Source organism: Pseudomonas sp. PF05 (assembly GCF_056521845.1).
The window spans coordinates 58,372-80,970 of the sequence record NZ_JBWLPW010000007.1 but is presented as its reverse complement, the minus strand read 5'-3'; the positions used below and the strand labels follow the sequence as shown (position 1 = coordinate 80,970).

Genomic DNA, 22,599 nt, shown 5'->3' with positions numbered 1-22,599 from the left:
AAAAACCATCGACGGGGAAGATCGCAGCCTCGCTTCGCTCGACAGCTCCTACAGTCCAGCGGGGCAAGCTCCCTCGCCACAAAAAACAACTAGCCTTCGAACTCCGTTTGCAACATCGCCAAAAACGCCTCCCTGGCAGGATGTCTCCCGGCGTTTTCATGCCAATAAAAAAGGTTATCAATCCCCGTCAGCTCAGGAAACTCATACCCCGTCCAACCAGCCCCCTGGCGATATTGCTCATAGATCCCCCGGGGCACCAGCGAGACGCCGGCACCCGCGCTGACACAACCAACAATGGCGCCATAACTGGCAATGCTGGTGATCGGTTGCACTTGCTCATGACGCAGCAGCCATTGCTCCAGCGCCAAGCGGTACGGACAGCCCGTGGGCCACATGAAGATCGCCTTGCCTTGCAGATCGGCGGCGCTGTGCAGCGGGCCAAGGGATTCGGAGGCGATGAGCACCAGGTCTTCGCGGTACATCACGGCTCGCTTGAGTCCAGGCCGTTCGATGTCCACCGCTACGATCACGCCATCGAGCCGGTGATGTTGGACATCGTCCAGCAACTGCGCCCAGGTGCCGGTGCTCAGTTCCAGTGACACTTGCGGATACTGCGCGTGGTATTTGGCGAGTAACTGCGGCAGGCGCCCGGTGGCGCTGGATTCGATGGCGCCTATGCGCAGTGGGCCACTCGGGGCGCGGGTGGGGGCGACTGCGCGGCGGGCCTCTTCTGTCAGGCTCAGTATTTTTGTCGCGTACTCCAGAAACACTTCGCCCGCCGGGCTGACCTGCAGCCCGCGACCTTCGCGGAAAAACAGCGGCGTGCCGAGTTCCCGCTCCAGTGACTTGAGGCGTGCGGTGATGTTGGACGGCACACAGTGCAGCACTTCGGCGGCGCGGGCGATGCTGCCGGTTTCGCAGACTGTCTTGAGCATGCGCAGTTGGGACAGTTCCATAGCTCACCAAAAGTGAATGATGGGCTGAGTTTAAGTCACTTGTGCTGAGGTTGGGTGGTTTCGATACTTCGAGGCAAATCGGCCAGTGAGCAGGAACACTTTGGATGGAAACGCATTTTGCGCTGGTTGAAGGTTCCTCCGGCAAAACCGGTGTGAAGGTTATCCTGGCGGCGCTGTTGGTGATCGTTTGCTGGGCTTATTCGCCGATTGGTATTCGTATTGGTTTGCAGGCTTATGAACCCGGGCAGCTAGCGTTGATGCGGTTTCTCATCGCTTCAGTGTTCATGGCCCTTGTGGCGATGGTGAGGGGGATTTCCTGGCCGCGTCTCAGGGATTTGCCGTTGCTGGCGGTGTTGGGTTTTTTTGCCGTCAGCCTGCACCACATCGCCCTCAACTACGGCCAACGGGGCGTCAGTGCCGGGGCGGCCAGTGTGCTGGCCCAGTCCACGCCGTTGTTCAGCACGTTACTGGCGCATTTCGTCTTCAAGGACAGGGTCAGTGGTTGGCAGTGGGGGTGTGTGCTGTGCGGCTTGCTTGGCGCAGGCGTGGTGGTCGCGGGGGATCGTGGCTTGGGTGATATGGACGCCCATGGACTATTGATCCTGTTGGCGGCGCTGTCCTGGAGCCTGTATTTCGCTTTGCAGAAGCGCCATGCCCATCGTTATGACGGTTTGACCCTGGTTTGTTACACCGTCTGGTCGGGCACGATTCTGTTGTTCATTTTTGCGCCGGGGATGTTGAGCGCGGCGCGGCAGGCTTCGGCTTCGGTGAATCTGGCGGTGTTGGTTCTCGGTATTTTTCCCAGCGCGCTGGCGTACCTTGCTTGGGCTTACGTGCTGGCGCACAGCAACGTGAGCCGCGCTTCCATGGCGCTTTACCTGATACCGCCCACGGCGATGTTGATGGCTTCTTTGGTGTTGGCCGAGCGCCCGTCAGCGATGGTTATTGTGGGGGCGGTGATTGTGTTGATGAGCGTGCTGGCGTTGAGGCTTGAGCCGGGGAGTGGGGTAAAAGTCGGTTGATTCTGTCGTGGGTGTAGGCAATTCCACGCAAGAGCGTGGGAACGATCAATAAATCCGCGACGAGTCCTGTGCTGGCCTGCAGGAGGTTCGTCTGATCCGTACTTTCCTGCCTCAGGTGCCTCTGTAATGAACCCGGGCCCCACCCCAGAATAACCACGCGGGTAGCCTCTCGGGCGGCCGGTGTACTGCAATTTCTTGATTCAGGGGTACTCATGACGAAGATGGCGATTTTTTTAGGTGGGTTTTTGGCGCTGACCCTGTTGATCGGCGTACTGGCGACGATTTCGCCGGTATAGGCAAAGGTCGTTGGCGCTTTCTCCTGGCGACGACATAACGATTTCATTGAACACTGCGGTGCTCATAACGACTAACCCCCAACAGGCCACTTGATTTGCGCAATGGATCAAGCGGTGTTTTACCTTGCGTGATGCCATGACTTATGCGCCGCCGCAGGACTTCAAGGGGTAAGCAATGATTGAGGGTTTTGAGGGATTTTTCGAAGGGTACACGGTGCTAGGTATTTCGTTGGCTAGCTGGATCTTTGCATTTAGCGCTGCTGTGCTCAGCTACGTGCTTGCAAGAACCGCGATCCGCTTTGTTTTCAAGAGAATCCAGGCAAGGGCGAGGGCGGGCGATGGTCACCTTGGCTACATTGCCAGCCAAGTGCTGTCGGCAACCAGCAACACGCTGCTGTTATTGGCGTCGATTCTGGTCGGGATAGGCATACTTGATTTGCCTGAGCGCTGGCTCAGTCGTGTCAGCAGCCTTTGGTTCGTGGTGGTCGCGTTGCAGGTCGGTTTATGGACGAACCGAGCATTGGCGCTTTTGCTGCATCGCTATTTCTCTGTCCATGGTGCGAATGGGACATTCCAGGCAAGTGCCTTGGCGACCCTGAGTCTCTGGGGCGCAAGGGTGCTCCTCTGGGCGGTGATTTTACTCGCGATGCTATCCAACGTTGGCGTTAACATCACGGCCTTCGTGGCGAGCCTTGGCGTGGGTGGTATTGCCGTGGCACTGGCGGTGCAGAATATTCTTGGCGATGTGTTCGCCTCGCTGGCGATCGCCGTTGACAAGCCATTCGAGGTTGGTGATTTCATCGTGGTGGGTTCGCTTGCCGGTACGGTGGAGCACGTTGGCCTGAAGACGACCCGCATACGAAGTCTGGGGGGCGAACAAATTGTCATGGCGAACGCCGATATGATCGGCAGCACGATCCAGAACTACAAACGGCTGCATGAGCGACGGATTGTCTTCGAGTTTCGCCTGACTTATGACTGTTCAACCGAACAGATCAGGCAGATCACGCAGCGGGTTGAAGCAATCATCAGGAGTGAAGAGCAGGCCCGGTTCGATCGGTGTCATTTCAGAAGTTTTGGCCAGAGCGCCCTTGAGTTCGAGACGGTGTATATCGTCCTGGACGCCAGTTATAACGTCTACATGGACGTCCAGCAGAGTATCAATCTGAAGATCATGGAAGCGGTTGCCGAGTTGGACACGAAATTTGCTTTCCCGTCACAGACCCTCCATATCGCTTCATTGCCCGACTCCGTGGCACTGCGCCCGGTCACTCAGCATTCGTCGCGTGCCGGGCATGCTTGAGATCGCTGCCGATGCTTGGGGCGCCTGCGATCTTTGGTTTTTTCGTGTAGGACTCGAAAGATCGCAGCCTCCAAAAGATCGCAGCCTCGCTTCGCTCGACAGCTCCTACGGGGCTTAGGGGCTGTTATCGATGCAAGATGACCTGCGCAATCTCCTGCAACCCCATCACCCGTTGTGCGGCGTTGAGTTTGATCGCTTCCTTGGGCATGCCGAAGACCACGCAGCTGGCTTCGTCCTGGGCCACGGTGGTGCTGCCGGCGTCGAGCATTTCCTTCAGGCCTCGGGCACCGTCGTCGCCCATGCCGGTCATGATGATGCCGGTGGCGTTGCGGCCGGCGAATTTGGCGACTGAGCGAAACAACACATCCACCGAAGGGCGATGGCGGTTGACCAGCGGGCCGTCCACCACCTGCACGTGATAGAACGCGCCGCTGCGGGTCACCATCATGTGTTTGCCGCCCGGTGCAATGAGCGCCAGGCCGGGGTGGATGCGGTCGTTGTTGCGGGCTTCGCGCACTTCGATCTGGCACAGGCTGTTGAGCCGGGCGGCAAACGAGGCGGTGAATTTTTCCGGCATGTGCTGGACGATGACGATGCCCGGGCACACCCGGGGCAGGGCGGTGAGCACCGCTTCCAGGGCCTGGGTACCGCCGGTGGAGGTGCCCAGGGCGACGATGCGTTCGGTGGTCTGCGCCATGGCGTGGCCGTTGGCGGCGGGCAGCATGGCGTCGGCGGTGAGTTTGGTCGCGGGTGTCAGCGCGATCGGGGCGGGACGCTTGCCCAGGTTGCGCACGTTGACCTGGGCGGCGGCACGGATCGCCGACACCAGCTCCGGGGCCGACTCCAACAGAAAGTTCTTCAGGCCGGTGGTGGGTTTGGTGATGATTTCCACCGCGCCGGCGGCCATCGCCTGCAAGGTGGTTTCCGCGCCCCGGGGCGTCAGGGACGAGCAGATCACCACCGGTGTGGGGCGCTCGCTCATGATTTTTTTCAGGAAGGTGATGCCGTCCATGCGCGGCATTTCCACGTCCAGCACGATCACGTCGGGCCATTGCTTGGCCAGTTTGTCCATGGCGAAAATCGGGTCGGCCGCCGCGCCCATGACGTGGATGTCCGGTGTGTCGCTGAGGATCGCCAGCAACACCTGGCGAACCACGGCGGAGTCATCCACCAGCAGTACATTGATCTTTTTTGACATGGTCAGTGCCGGGTCCTTATAGGTTGGTGCCTGACCCACACATCACCGCTGCAAAGGTCGAAGATGATGCTGCGATGGCCAGTGCTGCCCATGTCCTGGGCAATCAGGTCGAGGCGATAGAGGGCGGCCATTTCCAGCGCGGCGTTGACGTTCAGCCGCGCCACATCGCCGTAGGGCACGTGGCGTTGCAGCTCGGGGAACATCTCGCCGCCGCCGAACAGCTTGAGTTGGTAGTCCTCGGGTTCGGTGCGATGGGCCCGGGCCTGGCGGATGAACAGTTCGATGGCTTCGTCGGCGTAGATGCCGTTCAGTGCGGTGGAGCAGCGCACCCGGCTGGGCAACATGAAGTGGCACATGGCGCCGATCCTGCGTTCCGGGTGCCACAGCGTGATCGCCACGCAGGAACCGAGGATCGTGCGCAGGCGAGTCGGGCAGGTGGCGAAGCGAAACTCACCTGGCGCCAGGTACACCTCGGCCACTTCCTTGATGGCGGCGTTCATGGTTTGCGGTAGATCGAGGGCGCCACCAGTTTCAACGCATCGGACACGCCGTTGAGGCTTTCCGAGTGGCTGACGATGAAGTACCCGCCGGGCTTGAGCCGGGGCAGCAAGCGGGCAACCACTTTGCTTTTGGTGGGTTGGTCGAAATAGATCATGACGTTGCGCAGGAAAATCACATCGAACTCCCCCAGATCCGGCAGGGTGTCGTTGAGGTTGACCTGGATGAAGTTGACCCGGTTGCGTAATGCCCGGTCGATAAGAAACGTGCCTTGCTGGCTGCCGGTGCCCTTGAGGCAATATTTCACCAGCAGCGGATGGGGCAGGGTGCGGGCGCGTTCCATCGGGTAATGCCCAGCGCGCGCCTTGGCCAGCACCTGGCTGCTGATGTCCGAACCGATGACTTCCCAAGGCGTGGTACCCAGCCCTTCGGCCAGGGTCATGGCCAGGCTGTAGGGTTCTTCCCCCGATGAGCTGGCCGCGCTCCACAAGCGGAAGGTCTTGCCCGGTGTCGCGTGGGGCAATACGTGCTGGCGCAGGAAATCGAAATGCTTGGGCTCGCGAAAAAAGTAGGTCTCGTTGGTCGTCAACAGGTCCAGCGCTACCTGCAACTCATCGGTGCGCTGGCCGTTCATGATCAGTTTGAAATACTCGCCGTAACTGTCCAGCCCATAGTGCTTGAGGCGCTTGAACAAGCGCCCGGCCACCAGGGCTTTCTTGGCCTCGGACAGGCTGATGCCGGCGGCCTGGTACAGCCAGGACTGGAACTGGCCGAACTCCCGGTCAGTGAGCGCCTGCGCGTTCAGCGTGCGTTCCTTGCAGGTATCGGCGTTCACTGGGCATCCACTTCCAGCGCGCTCGGGCTGGCTTCGGCGAGTTGGGACATTTCGTCGATGGACAGCACGCGGTCCACCTCCAGCACGATGACGAACTTGCCATCGACCTTGGCCATGCCACTGATGAAATCGGCGCGGATCTTCGCACCGAAGCTCGGTGGCGGCTCGATCTGCGAGGCCGGGATTTCCAGCACCGCCGACACCGTGTCCACCAACAGGCCAATGTCCTGGGCCTGGCCGTCGGCGCTGGCTGCCTCGATGATCACCACGCAGCTGCGACGGCTGATCGCCGAATTCGGCCGGCCGAAACGGGCCGACAGGTCCACCACCGGCACGACCGCGCCGCGCAGGTTGATCACCCCGCGCACGAAGGCCGGCATCATCGGCACCACGGTCAGGTTGCCGTATTCGATGATTTCCTTGATGCACAGGATGCCGATGGCAAACATCTCCGTGCCGAGCATAAACGTGAGGTATTGCGCTTCTTCCTCGACCGCGAGGGCGGTTTGACGTGTGGTCGCGATGGCGCCCATGCCTTGATCTCCTTTTAGCGAGCCTGTGTTGACGGGCCGTCAGAACCGGGTGAACTCGGATTCGTCCGGTGCGCTGGCCATGTTGTAGGCAAACGCCTTGGGCATGACCGGTGCCGGTGCCCGCGCCGGTTTGCGGCCGGAGGAACCCGGGGTGTTATCAACCCTGGCAATTTGCACAGCGGACTTGGCCGGCGAGTCGAGGGTGAAGAAGCTCATGGCCTGTTGCAGTTGCTCGGCCTGGCTGCTCATTTCCTCGGCGGTGGCGGCCAGTTCTTCGCTGCTGGAGGCGTTTTGCTGGGTCACCTGGTTGAGCTGGGTCATGGCGGTATTGATCTGCGCCACACCGGCGGCCTGTTCTTCGGAGGCGGCGCTGATTTCCTGCACCAGGTCCGAGGTCTTGTTGATCGACGGGACCATCTCGTTGAGCAGGCTCCCGGCCTTTTCCGCCATATCGACGCTGCTGGACGACAGCTCGCCGATTTCCTGGGCGGCCACCTGGCTGCGTTCGGCCAGCTTGCGCACTTCGGCGGCCACCACCGCGAAACCTTTGCCGTGTTCACCGGCGCGGGCGGCTTCGATGGCGGCGTTGAGCGCCAGCAGGTTGGTCTGGTAGGCGATGTCGTCGATGATGCTGATGCGCTGGGCGATTTTCTTCATCGCCACCACGGTCTGCTGCACCGATTCGCCGCCGTCGGTGGCTTCCTTGGCGGCCTTGCTGGCCATGCCATCGGTGACCTTGGCGTTCTCGGTGTTCTGGTTGATGCTGGCGCTCATCTGCTCGATGGAGGCACTGGTTTCCTCGACGCTGGCCGCTTGTTCGCTGGTGGCCTGGCTCATCGATTGCGCGGTGGCGCTGACTTCTTCGGAGGCGCTGGCCAGGTTGTCGGCGGCGTTACGCACTTCGCCGATGATGTGCGAGAGCTTGCCGACCATGTTCTGCATGGCGTTGAGCACCATGCCGGTTTCGTCCTTGGAGCCGCTCTCGATTTTCGCGTTCAGGTTGCCTTCGGCCAATTGTTCGGCGACGGCGGCGGCCTGTTTCAAGGGGCGAGAGATAATCCGCGAGATGAACAAGGCCAGGCCCAGGCCCACCAGCAGGGCGGCAACCAATACGGCGATGATCGACAGGCGCGCATTCTCATACAGTTCCGTGCCATGGGCACTGGCCACGTCGGCCCCGGCGGCATTGATTTCGACGAGTTTCTGCAGGTCGGCGGCTACCAGGTCGAATTGACGCCTGGATTCGCCCTTGAGCAGTGCATGGGCTTGCTCGGACAGGTTCTGTCGGGAAAGTGCAAGCAGGTCTTTGCTTACCGCCAGGTAAGCGACCCAATCATTGCGAGTGGTTTCGAACAGCTGGCGATCTTCTGCGCTGGAGAGCAGTTTTTCATAGGTCGCCAGGCGCGTTTCAAAACCCTTCCTGGCTTCTTCCGCTTCTTGCTCGATAGTGACGCGCTCCTGTTCGGAGTCGGCGGTGATGTGGCGGTTTTCCTTGAGGCGATAGTTCGCCCCGTAGAAACGCATGCCTGAGGCGGCACGCATGGACGGCATCCAGTTTTCCCGGATATCGATGGTGGTGCCGTTCACCTGGCCCAGTTGGATGATCGAGAACACACCCATGACGGCTGTCAGCGCCAGCACCACAAGAAATGAAGTGATCAGTTTGGTGGCGATTCTAAGATCGTAGAACCATTTCATTGGGAAGTACCTCTCCATGGAATTGCTAAAGCGTCAGCGAGCGTTGGTTTGTTGTAGTTGAGTCGATGTGTAGCGGTTTTCCACTTGGGCGATCTGGGTAAGCAGCGCCGGTACGTCGAGAATCAACGCCACGGCGCCACTGCCCAGGATGGTCGAGCCACTGATGCCGCGAAGGGCACCAAACAGCTTGCCCAGTGGTTTGATCACGGTCTGGAATTCACCCAGCAAGTCATCCACCACCAGCCCGGCCTTGAGTTCGGCGAAGCGCACCACCACCACGTTCTGCCGGCGCGCGGCCGGGCCTTCGTGGCTGAAGTGATCGCGCAGGTAGACCAGCGGCAGCACCTCGCCGCGCAGGTCGAGGTAGCCTTGGTCGCGGCTGGTGAGTCCGTCGTCTTCGCTCAGTTCGATGCATTCCTGGACCATGTCCAGCGGAATGACATAGGTCGACTGACCGATGCCCACCAAAAAACCATTGATGATCGCCAGGGTCAGCGGCAGGCGGATACGCACCACGGTGCCCTTGCCGGGTTGGCTGTCCAGGTCGACGGTGCCGCGCAGCAGGGTGATGTTGCGCTTGACCACGTCCATGCCCACGCCACGCCCCGAAAGGTTGGTCACGGCCTGGGCGGTGGAGAAGCCAGGTTCGAAGATCAGGTTGTAGATTTCCTGGTCGGTCGGGCTCGCGCCGGGCGTCACCAGGCCACGTTCCTGGGCTTTTTCCAGGATCCGGTCGCGGTTCAGGCCGGCGCCGTCGTCGGCGATTTCCAGCACGATGCTGCCCGAGTCGTGATAGGCGTTGAGGTGCAGGTGCCCCTTGGCCGGTTTGCCGGCCGCCAGCCGCGCCTCGGCGGTTTCAATGCCGTGGTCCATGGCGTTGCGCAGCAGATGCATGAGCGGATCGCCGATTTTTTCCACCACGGTCTTGTCCAGCTCGGTCTCCGCACCGCTGATGATCAGGTCGATGTCCTTGCCCAATTCCTGGCTGACATCGCGCACCACGCGACGGAAGCGGTTGAAGGTTTCGCCGATGGGGATCATGCGCAAGCGCAGGGCGCCGTCGAGGATTTCCTCCACCAGTGACGACACCGTCGAGGTGGATTCCTGCAACGGATCGTTGTTGCAGGTGCGGGCCAGCAGGCTGGCGCCGGCGCTGGCGATGACCAGTTCGCCCACCAGGTTGATCAGCTCGTCGAGCTTGTCGGCATTGACGCGCACGTAGGTGCCGTCCTTGGCCTTGCTGTCGCTGGTCACCGTCTGTTTGTCGCTGGCGATCTGGGCGGGCATGCGCGGCGTCTTGCGCTGGTCGGACAACAACTCGCCGGTGGCGACCAACGCGGTGCTTTCCTCGGCCTGTTCCGGCGCCGTGGCAACCAGGTCGGTGTTGGCCGGGGGCGCAATGTCGTCATCCTGGGCAACGATCTCGATCTCGCAGTCTTCCCGGACGAAATCGAACACTTCGTTGATCGCCCCGTGGCTGGCGGCCGAGCGAAACGCGATGTCGAAGCCCAGGTAGCAGGATTCGGCGTCCCAGGCATCGGCGGCGGGCAGGGCGTCGGTCAAGGTGGTGAGGTCGACGATTTCACCCAGGGTTTGCAGATAGCGCAGGAACGACAGCGGGTCCATGCCGTTGCGGAACACGTCCTGGCCGAAGCGCAGGGAGATGTGCCAGAGGCGCGTTTCGCCGGGTTCGCTGGTTTTGGTTTCAGGGGTTGGCGTCGGGTCCGCGGTCGGCGAGGGCGCCTGGTACTCCTGCAGGATCTGGCACAGCTCCACTTCCCGCTGCAGGGCCGGTGGTGGCAGCGATCCGCCCTGGTTGGCGGCCACATTGATCAGTTCCAGCATGTGATCGCTGGACTTGAGCAGCACCGCGATCAGGCCGGCGTCCACTTCGACGCTGCCGTTGCGCAGGCGGTCGAGCACGTCTTCGACGATGTGGGTGAAGCTGACGATCGGTTCCAGGCCGAACAGCCCGGCCGAGCCCTTGATCGTGTGGGCTGCCCGGAAGATCGCGCCGATGGCGTCATCGTCGCCGGGGTCGGTTTCCAGTTGCAGCAGCGACTCTTCCATCGCTTGCAACTGTTCCCGTGCCTCGACGATGAAAGTCTGTTGTGCCTGATCGAGATTGATGCTCACGCTCATATCCTTTGTCGTGGTCCGACGTATTGCTAGGCAACCAGGTTGCACAGGGCAAGTGTTTGCGTGACGGCCTTGCTTTGGCCGATCAGTGTCAATTGGGTCCCGGCCTTGGCGGCCTCGCGTTGCACCATCAGCAACAGTTGCAGGCCGGCGCCGTCCATCTCGGTGATCTGTGACAGGTCAAGGGCCATCCGCGGTGTTGCACCCAGGTGCGGCAACCATTGCGCGGCCAGGTCGGCGGCGGTGTAGATCGTCAGCTCGCCGTCGATGTGCACCTGGGCGGTGTCATCGTGTGTTTCGTATTGCAACGGCATGGGAGCCTCCGGCCATCAAGGAAGAATCAGCTTGGATACCGCCGCCAGCATTTGCGCCGGCTGGAACGGCTTGACCACCCAAGCCTTGGCCCCGGCGGCCTGGCCTTCCTGTTTCTTCGATTCCTGGGATTCGGTGGTGAGCATGATGATCGGCGTGAACTTGTAGCTGGCCAGCTTCTTGACCTCCTTGACGAAGGTGATGCCGTCCATGTTGGGCATGTTCACGTCACTGATGATCAGGTGCACTTTCTGGCCATTGAGCTTGCCCAGCGCGTCCTTGCCGTCGCTGGCTTCGATCACGTCATAGCCGGCACTTTTCAACGCGATGCCGACCACCTGCCGAACGCTCGCGGAGTCGTCGACAACCAATACACTTTTAGCCATGAATGGCGCTCCTAAAAGAAGGTAATTTCCTGTGAAGTCTGTTGCGCGCCCGAGTCGCCGTGGTGATTGCGGCGTTGCTCGTCGGTGGCGTAAGTGGTTTCCATGCGCGCCAGCCATTGGCGGGCGTCGATGGAAACAGCCTGTTCGGGCGACTGACTGGCCTGCTGCATGTGCACATGCAGGTCCTCGATGTTGTCGCGCACGTGGCTGAGGATCTGGCTGACCCGATCCTGGAATTGCAGGCTGACCAGCACCTCGGTGAGTTCATCGCGAATACCGAAGCTCTCGCGCTGCAGCATGTCGGCCGAGTCGGCCAAGCGGCCGGTGACACTCTTGAAGCGCTCCAGCACTTGCTGGATGCTTTGTTCGGAGGCACTGACCGAATGGCTGTCCTGGTCCGCGCCGCTGGACGCGGCCTGCACCAGTTGGGTGATGGCGGTGTTGATGATGTCGACCTTGGCCGACATCTGCTGGCCGGTTTCGCTGGACTTGCTCGAGAGACTGCGCACGGCGTCGGCCACCACGGCAAACCCGCGCCCGGCTTCGCCGGCACGGGCGGCTTCGATGGCGGCGTTGAGGGCCAGCAGGTTGGTTTGCGCGGCAATCGCCGCGACATCGGCGGCCATGGTCCGCAGCTCGCCAGTATAGGCCGTGAGGTTGCGCACCTGGGCCAGGGTTTGATCGCGGCTGGCCTGGGTGGCTTTGAGGGAATCGATGACCTTGACCAGTTCGCCTTCGCTCTGGGCCAGCACCTGCACGGCGCCGCCACTGCTGCTGCCGGCCAACTCACCGGCGGCCAGTTGCGAGGCTTGCACGGTTTCTTCCAGGCGCGAAGAAATGCCGGTGAAGCGGCTGGTCAGCGAGACGATTGCGGTTTCGGTCTGCTGCCGGGAGCTTTCGACCTGCTTGGCCCAGATCGGCATGGCTCCGAGGATGACTTCATTGAGTTGCCCGCTGGTTTTATGAACCAGGTGCTCGGCGGCTTGCAGGTCGTGGCGGGTCATGGCAGCGGCGATGGCACTGTCGAACTGCCGACGTTGCGAGCGCGCACCCCATACGCCAGCACCGAGGCCAACGGCCAGGATTGCCACGCTCAAGCCAATGTTTTGCCCATTCGCGCCGTTGAGCGCCAGCACGCCAATGCTCGCGGCAATGGCCACCAGCACGGCACTCCAGAGAATGCGTGGTTGTGTTTGGGAAAGGGAATGACCGTGAGAATACGACGTCATGGTTCGGTCCTTGAACAGTGTTGCTAACAGGTTATTTGCGAATAACTGGTTATCTGCGACCCCTACTCGGACTTTAAGACCGGCTGTCCGATTCCGGCATAGGCATTGACCTGCACAGTTAGTGGCACTGTGCTATTTCAGGTTAGACGCTGTCTGTGAAATGTCGAATGCACCCGACGAAGGTATAAGCCTCGCGCTGGGCTCTGTAGGAGCTGGCGAAGCCTGCGATCTTTTGATCTTGATCCTTTGATCATTCACTTGAAACTCAAGTGTCTGAGCAGAGATCGCAGCCTCGTTGCACTCGACAGCTCCTACAGCCCCTGCGCAGCCCCGCGGGACCAAGTTCCCTTGCCACAAACGGACATCTTCTGAAACAGAATCCATGGATTGCGCTAAATTACCGTCACCCGGATTTTCGAACCTGCCATCAGAGCCCCCATGCCCACCCAGCCCCTCTGGAAAACCTATCTCCTGTTCCTGGCCCCCATGGTCCTGTCCAACTTCCTGCAGTCCATGTCCGGCACGTTCAACAGCATCTACATCGGCCAGATGCTCGGTACCCAGGCCTTGGCGGCGGTGTCGGGCATGTTTCCCATCGTGTTTTTCTTTATCGCATTGGTGATTGGCCTCGGCGCGGGCGCGGGGGTGTTGATCGGGCAGGCCTACGGCGCCGGAGAAACCGGCACGGTGAAGGCGATTGCCGGTTCGACGTTGTTGTTGGGGGCCATCATCGGCCTGGTGGCGGCGGTGCTCGGCAGTGTCTTTGCGCGTCAGGCGTTGCAGGGGCTCGGCACGCCGGCCGATGTGCTGGAGGATGCCGTTTCCTATGCCCGGGTCATGATGTGGATTTTGCCGATGCTGCTGGTATTCGTGCTGTTCACCCAACTGCTGCGCGGAGTGAGCGATACGGTGTCACCGATGTTGGCACTGCTGGTGTCCACCAGTGTCGGTCTGCTGCTCACGCCGGCGTTGATTCGTGGCTGGTTGGGGATGCCGCAGATGGGCATCCAGAGCGCGGCGCTGGCGGGCTTGGTGGGGACGGCCTCGGCCATGGCCTTGCTGGCGTGGCGCCTGAACCGTCGCGAGCATGCCCTGGCACCGGACCGGGCGTTGTTCGCGGCGATGCGCCTGGACACGGAAATTCTTGGCAAAGTGCTGCGCATTGGCTTGCCCACAGGGTTGCAGATGGTGGTGATCTCATTGTCCGAGCTGGTCATCCTGACGCTGGTCAATAGCCATGGTTCCCAGGCCACGGCGGCCTACGGCGCGGTGACGCAGATCGTCAACTACGTGCAGTTTCCAGCGCTATCGATCGCCATCACCGCCTCGATCCTCGGCGCCCAGGCCATCGGTGCCGGACGCCTGGAACGCCTGGGGCCGATCCTGCGCACGGGGCTTGCGATCAACCTCTGGCTTACGGGCGGGCTGGTGGTCCTGGGGTATCTGTTGTCCCATTGGCTGCTGGGGCTGTTCATCACCGACCCGGCGGCACGGGTCCAGGCCGAACACCTGCTGCACATCATGCTCTGGAGCCTGCTGGTGTTCGGCTTCCAGGCGATCGTCGGCGGCATCATGCGCGCCAGCGGCACGGTGCTGGTGCCGGTTGCCATCTCGATCTTCTGCATCGTCGCCGTGCAACTGCCGGCGGCGTATCTGCTGGACGCCCACTTCGGGCTGCAAGGGGTGTGGATGGCGTTCCCGGTGGCCTACTTGAGCATGCTGCTGTTGCAGACGCTGTATTACAAGCGGGTTTGGCAGCATCAGCCGATCGAGCGCCTTGTGTAGACCAGAGTTTTCTGACACAACGCAAATCCCCTGTGGGTGAGCAGTGGGTGAGCTGAGGGCCAAGCCTGTGGGAGCAAAGCTTGATCCCACAGGGGATTGGAGCCTGGCGATGTTACAGTCACCATCACCCGCCACGCCGCCACCGAGGATCCGATGCCTGCCAGTCGCCCCACCCACATTGCCTACCGCGCCTTCCTGTTCGACATGGACGGCACACTGCTCAATTCCATCGCCGCCGCCGAGCGGATCTGGACGCGTTGGGCCCTGCGCCACGGCGTGGACGTGGCGACGTTCCTGCCGACGATCCATGGCGTGCGCGCCATCGACACCATCGCCCGCCAGCACCTGCCGGGGGTGGATGCCCAGGCCGAGGCCGAGCAGATCACCCGGGAGGAAATCGAAGACGTCGAAGGGGTGGTGCAGGTACCCGGTGCGCAGGCCTTTCTGAACAGCCTGCCGCCAGAGCGCTGGGCGATTGTCACTTCGGCGCCCATGGCATTGGCCTTGCGCCGTATGGAAGCCGCTGGAATTCCACGCCCTTTGGTCATGGTCACGGCCGAAGACGTAAGCGATGGCAAGCCCAACCCCGCCTGCTATCGCCTGGCCGCCGAACGCTTGCAAGTGGCACCGCAAGAATGCCTGGTGTTTGAAGACGCCGAGGCGGGCATCCGGGCAGGCGAGGCGGCCGAGGCGGATGTGCTGGTGGTGACGGCGACACATGCGCACCCGGTGGCCACCCTTCATCCGCAGGTCAAGGATTACCTTGGGCTAGGCATTGAAGTGGATGAAGCCGGGCTGATGCGGATTCAGTAAGCACACAATCCCCTAACCACACAATCCCCTGTGGGAGCGCGCCTGTGGGAGCAAAGCTTGCTCGCGATAGCGTCGTCACAGACAACACCTCTGTTGGCTTTAAAACCGCTATCGCGAGCAAGCTTTGCTCCCACAGGGGATCTGCGGTGGTCTTTGAACCGGTCAGGTCACCACGCGATAGCACGGCACATACGCCGCGCCACCTGGCAGTTTCATGCGGTGCTGGGCGACGAAGGCCTGGAGCAGGCGGTCGAGGGGTTCCATGATGGCGGTGTCCCCGTGGATTTCGTACGGGCCGTGTTCTTCGATCAGGCGGATGCCCTTGTCCTTGACGTTACCGGCCACGATGCCCGAGAACGCCCGGCGCAGGTTGGCGGCCAGTTCGTGGGCGGGCAGGTCGCGGCTCAGGCCCAGGCTGGCCATGTTGGCGTGGGTCGGGTCGAACGGGCGCTGGAAGCCCTCGTCGATCTTCAGCAGCCAGTTGAAGTGGAAGGCGTCGTTGCGTTCGCGGCGGAACTGCTTGACCTCCTTGAGCCCCTGGGTCATCTGCCGCGCCACTTCGGCCGGGTCGTCGATGATGATCTGATAGTGCTGCTGCGCGGCCTCGCCCAGGGTTGCACCGACAAACGCATGCAACTGATCGAGGTATGGCGCGGCGCTTTTCGGCCCGGTGAGAACCACCGGGAACGGCAGGTCCTGGTTGGCCGGGTGCATCAGGATGCCCAACAGGTAGAGGAACTCTTCCGCCGTGCCAGCGCCACCCGGGAAGATGATGATGCCGTGGCCGACACGCACGAAGGCTTCCAGGCGTTTCTCGATGTCCGGCAGGATCACCAGTTCATTGACGATCGGGTTCGGCGCCTCGGCGGCGATGATGCCCGGCTCCGTCAGGCCCAGGTAGCGACCGCCATGGATGCGCTGCTTGGCGTGGGCAATGGTGGCGCCTTTCATCGGGCCTTTCATCACGCCCGGGCCGCAGCCGGTGCAGATGTCCAGGCTGCGCAGGCCCAATTCGTGGCCGACCTTCTTGGTGTATTTGTATTCTTCGGTGTTGATCGAGTGACCGCCCCAGCACACGACGATTTTTGGCTCCACGCCTGGACGCAAGGTGCGGGCGTTGCGCAGCAGGTGGAACACGTAGTCGCTGATGCCCTGGGACGAGCTGAGGTCGATGCGCTGGCTGTCCAGCTCGTTCTCGGTGTAGACGATGTCGCGCAGGGCGCTGAACAGCATCTCCCGGGTGCTGGCGATCATTTCGCCGTCGACGAACGCATCGGCCGGCGCGTTCAACAACTCCAGGCGCACGCCCCGGTCCTGCTGGTGAATACGAATCTCGAAGTCCTTGTAGGCTTCCAGGATGGTCTTGGCGTTATCAACATGGGCGCCGGTGTTGAGGATGGCCAGGGCGCACTGGCGGAAGAGGTCGTAGATGCTGCCGGAGCCGGCTTCGCTCAGTTGCTGGACTTCGCGCTGGGACAAAGTCTCCAGGCTGCCCTTGGGGCTCACCGAGGCGTTGATTACATGTCTTTGAGTCATTCAGCTTTCCTTGAAAACGATGCCATGCACACAACGACGGCATCTTGAAAAAAAACGTCCACGCAGAAAGATCGCACGATCCTTGCGCTATCGCCATGGACTTTGATCCCGCCCCGGCGAGTCGGTTGCCATACAAAATGAGCCCCAGCATAGCTAAATCGCCCGGGCAGGCGATAATGCGTGACTCTTTTGATGCCGTACAAGGAAATTGCACCGCGATGTTCGAGATCAAACCGTGGGATGGCGACACCTACCGCAAGCAGACCCGCCGCAGCACCCTGATCATCGCGGTGGTGTTCCTGGCCCTGGCGATGCTGCTGTCGAGCCTGGCCGTGATGCTGCTGGGCACGCCCGGAGGCGATAACTTTCGCTTCAACCTCGGTGGGGTGATTGTTGCGGTGCTGGCGATGGCTGCGCTGATGCGCCTGTATTTCTGGTCGCAGCCGTGGATGGCCGCCGCGGTGTACGGCTGGCAGCTCAAGCGCAGCCTGATGAAAATCACCAACGTGATGCACCAGGTGACCGCCGGCGTGCAGGCCCAGGACCCCATCGCCATGAAGCTGCTGCGCTTCTATCACCTGGGGCTGGCCCAGATGCATCAGCTGGACGCCAACTCCAGCGCCCAGGGCTCCCTGGCGCGAGAGGCCGATGCGCACCTGGCGAAGATGCAGGCACTGGGCCTGGACACCGAACAGCCGCGCCTGGAGCCGAGCTGGATCGAGACCGTGAAGCAGGCCTATCGCGCAGATTGATCGGTCAGAGGGTGCCGATGCGGTCGAGCTCGGCTTTCAGGGCCTGGGCGTCGAGCTGGTCGAAAGGCAGGGCAAAAAACGCCCGGCAGCGGGCTTCGATACGATCCAGGGTGGCATGGAAGGCCTGGCCGATCTGATCGTCGCTGCCTTTGACGGTCGATGGATCGACCAAGCCCCAGTGGGCCTTGATGGCCGGGCCGAAGTACACCGGGCAAGCATCGCGGGCGGCGCTGTCGCACACGGTGATGACAATGTCCGGCGGGCTGCCCTCAAGCGCGTCGTAACCCTTGCTGCGCAAGCCTTGGACGCTGATACCGGCTTCTTGCAAGGTGCTCAGGCTGCGCGGGAGCACGTGGCCCCTGGGGAAACTGCCGGCGCTGACGGCCTCGAACCCGGCTGGGGCCAGATGGTTGAACATCGCTTCGCTGAGAATGCTGCGGCAACTGTTGGCTGTGCACATGAAGAGGACTTTCATCGATCGGCTCCGATAAGCGCAGGGGTGGGCTGCGCCGGAGTATATGCGGGTAATCGAATATATGGAATTTCGTATTTAATTGGCCGCGTGGCGCGCACCATTCGTCGGTAGACCGCCAGGAAAATCAAACCCGCCCCAGGCGATGTCTTTCTCATGAACAGTCATGCGAAGGAGAGATGACATGCCGGATCGAAATGTTTGTGGCGGCTGGACACTGCTATGCGCAGCGGCTTTGGGATTGACCGGCTGCGCGGGTGGCACGAGCGACTCGCCCGTCGAGGCGCCGGGCTCTGCCAAGACCCCGACGACCGCGACGTTGGAAGCCGGGGCGCGGATCATGCAGGACAAACCGCCATTGCGGGTCTTGAACACCTATCTCGATGGCTTTCATTTCTACAACGGGCGGATGTCCGGGCAGTTGATCGCGCCAGGGATTCCCCAGGCAGCGGAAACCCGATTGATGGAAAATCTGGTCAGCACGTATGGCAAGACCTGGCACACCTGGCACACCGAACAGGGCAATGCACTGCCTTACGGGGTCCCTCAGTTGATGATGGGGTTCACGGCCGACGGTCAGGTGGACCCGCAATTGGTACGCGAGCGGGACGGTCGAATGGGTGTGGACAGCGAAGCGAAAAAGCGTGCCCGAGCCGGTATTCAAGCGCCGGTGATTGATCCAGGTGCGGATGCCTGGCAGAAGGGGCAGGTGTGGCAGATCAAGGATCCGACTGGGCATCATGCCCATTGAAAGTTGTCGAAATTCCGCTTTTGTGGCCAGGGCGCTTGCTCCCGCTGGGCCCTGTAGGAGCTGGCGAAGCCTGCGATCTTTTGATCTTTTGATCTTTTGATCTTTTGATCTTTCGCTTGAGATTCAAGTGTCTTTGGAAAGATCGCAGCCTCGTTGCACTCGACAGCTCCTACACAGCTCCTACACAGCTCCTACAGGCGCAGCCCAGTGGGAGCAAGCGCTCTCGCCACAAAGTGTGCTAAGTAATAAGGAGGAATAGGGCGTTACGGAGTTAGTTTGAATTACGGTTGTTTGAAATGCCCCGGCACACCATGTTCTTCTTCGTTGGGCCTGGTCTTCTTCTGAACTTGGACGTCGCTGAGTTCAACGTCCTTGAGTTCACTGAACGTCGCTCTCAAGAGTGCTTCGGCTTCGTCGGCACTCAATGTCTCGGTGCTGGCCTCCACCACGCGATTGTCAGGTTGGTTGTCGGTGATGAAACTGATGATGAATCGATCCTGGCTGCTCATGGGCGACCTCGGTGCGGTTAAGCGCCAGGGCGCAGCGGTACTGCGCCCCGACGGTTTCCGGGTTACGATTTTCTGCCGCCGCCATGGCTGCGTTCGCTACCTTTGTTACCGGCTCCAGTGCCTTTTTGCCGGTCGTTGGCAACGTTGCCGCCCGACGCATGTCCGCCTTTCTTGCCGGCTTCAGATGCTTTTTCACGATCATTTGCGAAGTTGCCTGGGTTTTTGTTTCCGCTACTGGCCATTTTCGAGAACCCTCATCTTTGGTTGAGCGAGCAACGTGCCTCGCATTATTTGGGAAAGAAAATGGCCGGGGGAAGTTTAAAAAAAACCGCTTGCTGGCGACGAATGGTGCGCCGCCCGTCTTCACTTCTAATCCTCGCCGCCGCTGACTTTCCAATGCTTGGCATCCACCGGGAACACCACTTGCTCGACCCGATGGGCAATGCCGAAGGCCAGGGAGTTTTCCGCCGGAATCACCCGCTCTTCGGCGCACAGGCATTTGAAGATATCCAACTGCGTCGCCGCGCCAGCGGTTTCCTTGACGTAGATCTCCACATAGCGCGCCACGTCGTTGTCCAGGCTGGACAGGTACTCGCGCAAGCGTGAGTGATCCACCGACTTCTGGCCGAAGTACCAGTTCATCGGATGAATCAGGAAACGCGAATGCGGGGTGGTGGTGCGGTCGCTGGCGGCCAGGTACATGACGATGCCCATCGACTCGATGTTGCCGGCGTTTACCGCACGTACCGGTATCGGAAGGGACTTGATGAAGGTGTAGAGGGTGAAACCGAAGTTGGTACTGCCACCGACTGTGGAGAGATTGAGCATCAGCGAGTCGGCGCCTTTCTCAATGGCTTCCAGGCAGGTATCGCGAAAGCGTTCCGTGGTTCCCTGATCGATCTGGCAATGAAAATGGACAATGTGTTCGGACATCTGAAACTCCTGTCGACTTCACCCTTTGACGTGCCTGCGGATCGGCTGTGCCGTACAGTTGAGAGTCCAGCGGTCTGCGGATGTTCCTCATCCGTGGCTGGCTGCCGGTGAGCGCATCAAGCCGGTTGCTGCTGTTCGCATTTCTGCGCGGCTTGCGTCATGCGCTGCAGAAATAGCGTCAGCCCGGCTTCTTCTTCGCTGAGGCCTTTACGTGCCCGGGGTTTGGGCAACTGGGTCAGGGCACCGAGCAGGAAACCCTCAACCACTGCAGGATGAATGTAGCATTTGCGACAGACGGTCGGCGTGTTGCCCAGTTGTCGGGCGACTTGCCTGACCATCTCGGCGACGTGTCTTTTGGCCTCGCTTTCGGTTTCCCAGCGCAGCGTCCGCAACCCGGCCAGCGCGGCTGCGCTGCCGGCCCAGGTGCGGTAGTCCTTGGCGGTGAAGTCAGCGCCAGTGAGGGTCTTGAGGTAGGCGTTGATGTCCGAAGAGCTGATGGCGTGGCGCTCGCCGTGTTCGTCCAGGTACTGGAACAGGTTCTGCCCGGGGATCTCCTGGCAGCGCTTGATGATCCGCGCCAGGCGCCGGTCCTTCACGGTGATCTGGTGCTCGATGCCGCTCTTGCCGCGGAACTGGAAGGCGATGGCGCTGCCGTTGATCTCGACATGTTTGTCGCGCAGGGTCGTCAGGCCGTAGGAGCGATTGTCCCGGGCGTATTGGCTGTTGCCGACGCGGATCAGGGTCACGTCCAGCAGGGTGATGACCGTGGCCATGACTTTGTCGCGGCTGAACCCGGGCGTGGCGAGGATGGCTTCCAGGCGTTTGCGCAATCGCGGCAGGGCCCGTCCGAATTCCAGCATCCGCGAGTACTTGTCCGCATCACGGACCTCACGCCAGCGCGCATGGTAGCGGTACTGCTTGCGCCCGCGAGCATCGCGCCCGGTGGCCTGCAGATGACCGCGCGGGTCGATGCAGATCCAGACATCGGTGTAGGCCGGCGGCACCGCCAGGGCATTGATGCGCTGGATCTGGGCCGCGTCGGTGATGCGCTGGCCCTGCGGGTCGAAATAACAGAATTGGCCCCGCCGCTTTTTGCGGGTGATGCCCGGGGCCGTGTCATCGACATAATGCAGGTCGGCCGGCAGTGCATCCGGCGGCAGGGTATCGGGCATGAAAAGGGTCCTTGGCAACGAATCCGGTGGCCTGTGAATTCATTGACCGCAGGCTGTTGCCGTCGTGCCAAGATTCTGATGCTGCCCCGAAACCTGTGGGAGCAAATCAGCAGCAAACCAGCAGGAGCAAATCAGCAGGAGCAAATCAGCAGGAGCAAACCTGTGGGAGCAAGGCTTGCCCGCGATAGCATCGCCTCGGTCTATCAGCTACACCGAGGTGCTTGCATCGCGGGCAAGCCTTGCTCCCACAGCTCCCACAGCTCCCACAGCTCCCACAGCTCCCACAGCTCCCACAGCTCCCACAGCTCCCACAGCTCCCACAGCTCCCACAGCTCCCACAGCTCCCACAGCTCCCACAGCTCCACAGTGTGATCCGCCGGTTTCGGACCCTACGCCAACACCGCCACCGCCTTGATCTGCGCCCATAGCGCCTGCCCTGGATGCAATTTCAGCTGATCGCGCGAATAGCGGGTGATGCGCGCCAGCAGCGGGGTGCCAGCGGCTTCCAGGCGGATCAACACGTGGGCGGCGTTATCGGCGGCCTGTTCGCTGACCACGGTGACCGGCAGGCGGTTGAGAATGCTGGTCTGGGCATCGTTCGCCAGGCTGAGGCTGACGTCCCGGGCCTGGACCTTGAAGCGCAGCGGTTGGCCGAGGGCCAGTGCCGTGTGGGCCACGCGTACGTTCAGTTGGCTGTCGGGCAGGTTCAGGGTCAGCAATTGATAAGCCGGGTCATAACCGCTGACCTTGCCCTCGATCACCACTCCCGCGTCATCCCCAAGGGCCAGTGGTAGGTCGAGCCGGGCCAGGGTTTCGCCGATCGGCCCACTGGCCAGCGCGCGACCACCGTCGAGCAGCACGATGTGATCGGCCAGGCGCGCCACTTCGTCCTGGGAATGGCTGACGTACAGCACCGGGATGTCCAGCTCATCGTGGAGCCGTTGCAGGTACGGCAGGATTTCGTTTTTGCGCCGGGTATCGAGGGCCGCCAGCGGCTCATCCATCAGCAGCAGTTGTGGGCTGGTCAGCAAGGCGCGGGCGATGCCGACGCGTTGGCGTTCGCCGCCGGACAGGTTGTGCGGCGGCCGATCGAGCAAGTGCCCGATGCCCAGCAGTTCGGTCGCCTGTTCCATGTCCACCCGTCGTTGTGCTGGTGCAATGCGCTTGAGGCCGAACGCCAGGTTGGCCCGCACCGACAGATGGGCGAACAGGCTCGCCTCCTGGAACACATACCCCACCGACCGTTTATGGGGCGGCACGAATACCGCGTGCTCACTGTCTTGCCAGACTTGGCCATTGACCTCGATAAAGCCGCGGGCCGGCCGCTCCAACCCGGCAATGCAGCGCAGGCAGGTGGTTTTGCCGGAACCGGAAGGCCCATACAGTGCAGTCACGCCACGCCCCGGCAGCTGCACAGCCAGGTCCAGGGAAAAGTCCCCATGGTCGAGCTGAAAACGCGCCTCAATCATCG

The 22,599-nt window shown here is 61.4% G+C and carries 22 protein-coding genes and 1 pseudogene; 6 read left to right on the top strand and 17 right to left on the bottom strand.

Annotated elements, in window-relative coordinates; all coding sequences use genetic code 11:
- Positions 1-89: 89 nt before the first annotated feature.
- Positions 90-956 (bottom strand): LysR family transcriptional regulator, encoded by an 867-nt coding sequence (locus AC09SL_RS13580; RefSeq protein WP_058544775.1) that lies wholly within the window; start codon positions 954-956, stop codon positions 90-92.
- A gap of 104 nt (positions 957-1,060) precedes the next feature.
- Here AC09SL_RS13580 and AC09SL_RS13575 point away from each other — a divergent pair, with 104 nt between their 5' ends.
- Together AC09SL_RS13575 and AC09SL_RS13570 are read left to right on the top strand one after the other, a co-directional pair.
- A complete protein-coding gene (locus tag AC09SL_RS13575) occupies positions 1,061-1,978 on the top strand; it encodes a DMT family transporter (RefSeq protein ID WP_064106929.1) in 918 nt (305 codons plus the stop codon).
- A gap of 471 nt (positions 1,979-2,449) precedes the next feature.
- A complete protein-coding gene (locus AC09SL_RS13570; RefSeq protein ID WP_058545922.1) occupies positions 2,450-3,577 on the top strand; it encodes a mechanosensitive ion channel family protein in 1,128 nt (375 codons plus the stop codon).
- Between the two features lie 124 nt (positions 3,578-3,701).
- On the opposite strand, the gene AC09SL_RS13565 is transcribed toward AC09SL_RS13570, so the two are convergent.
- From AC09SL_RS13565 to AC09SL_RS13525, 9 genes and pseudogenes are all read right to left on the bottom strand, one after another.
- Complete coding sequence (locus AC09SL_RS13565; RefSeq protein ID WP_058545923.1) at positions 3,702-4,775, bottom strand: protein-glutamate methylesterase/protein-glutamine glutaminase; 1,074 nt, start codon at positions 4,773-4,775, stop codon at positions 3,702-3,704.
- 2 nt (positions 4,776-4,777) lie between these two features.
- Positions 4,778-5,275 carry a chemoreceptor glutamine deamidase CheD gene (gene cheD / locus AC09SL_RS13560; protein WP_058545924.1) on the bottom strand — a complete coding sequence of 166 codons (498 nt, stop codon included), beginning with the start codon at positions 5,273-5,275 and terminating at the stop codon, positions 4,778-4,780.
- A complete protein-coding gene (locus AC09SL_RS13555; RefSeq protein WP_058545925.1) occupies positions 5,272-6,108 on the bottom strand; it encodes a CheR family methyltransferase in 837 nt (278 codons plus the stop codon). The genes cheD and AC09SL_RS13555 overlap by 4 nt, the downstream gene beginning before the upstream one ends.
- On the bottom strand, positions 6,105-6,641 hold the full coding sequence (locus AC09SL_RS13550) for a chemotaxis protein CheW (RefSeq protein WP_058545926.1): 537 nt from the start codon (positions 6,639-6,641) through the stop codon (positions 6,105-6,107). Before AC09SL_RS13550 ends, AC09SL_RS13555 begins: the two co-directional genes overlap by 4 nt.
- A gap of 39 nt (positions 6,642-6,680) precedes the next feature.
- Positions 6,681-8,339: a methyl-accepting chemotaxis protein gene (locus AC09SL_RS13545; protein ID WP_058545927.1), complete on the bottom strand. Its 1,659-nt coding sequence runs from the start codon at positions 8,337-8,339 to the stop codon at positions 6,681-6,683.
- A gap of 33 nt (positions 8,340-8,372) precedes the next feature.
- Positions 8,373-10,475, bottom strand: a complete 2,103-nt coding sequence (locus AC09SL_RS13540) for a chemotaxis protein CheA (RefSeq protein ID WP_058545930.1) — start codon at positions 10,473-10,475, stop codon at positions 8,373-8,375.
- A 32-nt stretch (positions 10,476-10,507) separates the two neighbouring features.
- A complete protein-coding gene (locus AC09SL_RS13535) occupies positions 10,508-10,792 on the bottom strand; it encodes an STAS domain-containing protein (RefSeq protein WP_058545928.1) in 285 nt (94 codons plus the stop codon).
- Positions 10,793-10,807: 15 nt separating this feature from the next.
- Positions 10,808-11,176, bottom strand: a complete 369-nt coding sequence (locus AC09SL_RS13530; RefSeq protein WP_003203044.1) for a response regulator — start codon at positions 11,174-11,176, stop codon at positions 10,808-10,810.
- 11 nt (positions 11,177-11,187) lie between these two features.
- Positions 11,188-12,126 (bottom strand): annotated as a pseudogene (locus tag AC09SL_RS13525) (methyl-accepting chemotaxis protein); the annotation flags it as partial.
- Between the two features lie 717 nt (positions 12,127-12,843).
- Here AC09SL_RS13525 and AC09SL_RS13520 point away from each other — a divergent pair.
- Together AC09SL_RS13520 and AC09SL_RS13515 are read left to right on the top strand one after the other, a co-directional pair.
- Complete coding sequence (locus AC09SL_RS13520) at positions 12,844-14,190, top strand: MATE family efflux transporter (protein WP_155742079.1); 1,347 nt, start codon at positions 12,844-12,846, stop codon at positions 14,188-14,190.
- A gap of 153 nt (positions 14,191-14,343) precedes the next feature.
- A complete protein-coding gene (locus AC09SL_RS13515; RefSeq protein ID WP_058542878.1) occupies positions 14,344-15,003 on the top strand; it encodes an HAD-IA family hydrolase in 660 nt (219 codons plus the stop codon).
- A gap of 162 nt (positions 15,004-15,165) precedes the next feature.
- On the opposite strand, the gene ppnN is transcribed toward AC09SL_RS13515, so the two are convergent.
- Complete coding sequence (gene ppnN, locus AC09SL_RS13510; RefSeq protein WP_058542877.1) at positions 15,166-16,539, bottom strand: nucleotide 5'-monophosphate nucleosidase PpnN; 1,374 nt, start codon at positions 16,537-16,539, stop codon at positions 15,166-15,168.
- 218 nt (positions 16,540-16,757) lie between these two features.
- Between ppnN and AC09SL_RS13505 the strand changes: the two genes are divergently transcribed.
- The gene (locus AC09SL_RS13505) at positions 16,758-17,291 is read left to right on the top strand and encodes a DUF3087 family protein (RefSeq protein WP_058542876.1); all 534 of its coding nucleotides are present in this window, start codon (positions 16,758-16,760) and stop codon (positions 17,289-17,291) included.
- A gap of 4 nt (positions 17,292-17,295) precedes the next feature.
- Here AC09SL_RS13505 and AC09SL_RS13500 read toward each other — a convergent pair whose 3' ends face one another.
- The gene (locus AC09SL_RS13500; protein ID WP_058542875.1) at positions 17,296-17,766 is read right to left on the bottom strand and encodes an arsenate reductase ArsC; all 471 of its coding nucleotides are present in this window, start codon (positions 17,764-17,766) and stop codon (positions 17,296-17,298) included.
- A 181-nt stretch (positions 17,767-17,947) separates the two neighbouring features.
- Here AC09SL_RS13500 and AC09SL_RS13495 point away from each other — a divergent pair, with 181 nt between their 5' ends.
- Positions 17,948-18,514, top strand: coding sequence for a DUF1264 domain-containing protein (locus AC09SL_RS13495; RefSeq protein ID WP_058542874.1), 567 nt, complete (start codon positions 17,948-17,950; stop codon positions 18,512-18,514).
- Between the two features lie 281 nt (positions 18,515-18,795).
- On the opposite strand, the gene AC09SL_RS13490 is transcribed toward AC09SL_RS13495, so the two are convergent.
- The 5 genes from AC09SL_RS13490 to modC form a co-directional block, all read right to left on the bottom strand.
- Entirely contained in the window at positions 18,796-19,023 is a 228-nt protein-coding gene (locus tag AC09SL_RS13490) for a hypothetical protein (protein WP_058542873.1), read from the bottom strand.
- Between the two features lie 62 nt (positions 19,024-19,085).
- Positions 19,086-19,265 carry a con-10 family general stress protein gene (locus AC09SL_RS13485; RefSeq protein WP_058542872.1) on the bottom strand — a complete coding sequence of 60 codons (180 nt, stop codon included), beginning with the start codon at positions 19,263-19,265 and terminating at the stop codon, positions 19,086-19,088.
- 127 nt (positions 19,266-19,392) lie between these two features.
- Complete coding sequence (locus tag AC09SL_RS13480) at positions 19,393-19,956, bottom strand: ATP-dependent Clp protease proteolytic subunit (protein WP_058542871.1); 564 nt, start codon at positions 19,954-19,956, stop codon at positions 19,393-19,395.
- Positions 19,957-20,072: 116 nt separating this feature from the next.
- Positions 20,073-21,128 (bottom strand): DNA topoisomerase IB, encoded by a 1,056-nt coding sequence (locus tag AC09SL_RS13475; RefSeq protein ID WP_058542870.1) that lies wholly within the window; start codon positions 21,126-21,128, stop codon positions 20,073-20,075.
- A gap of 389 nt (positions 21,129-21,517) precedes the next feature.
- Complete coding sequence (modC, locus tag AC09SL_RS13470; protein WP_064106927.1) at positions 21,518-22,597, bottom strand: molybdenum ABC transporter ATP-binding protein; 1,080 nt, start codon at positions 22,595-22,597, stop codon at positions 21,518-21,520.
- Positions 22,598-22,599: the final 2 nt, after the last annotated feature.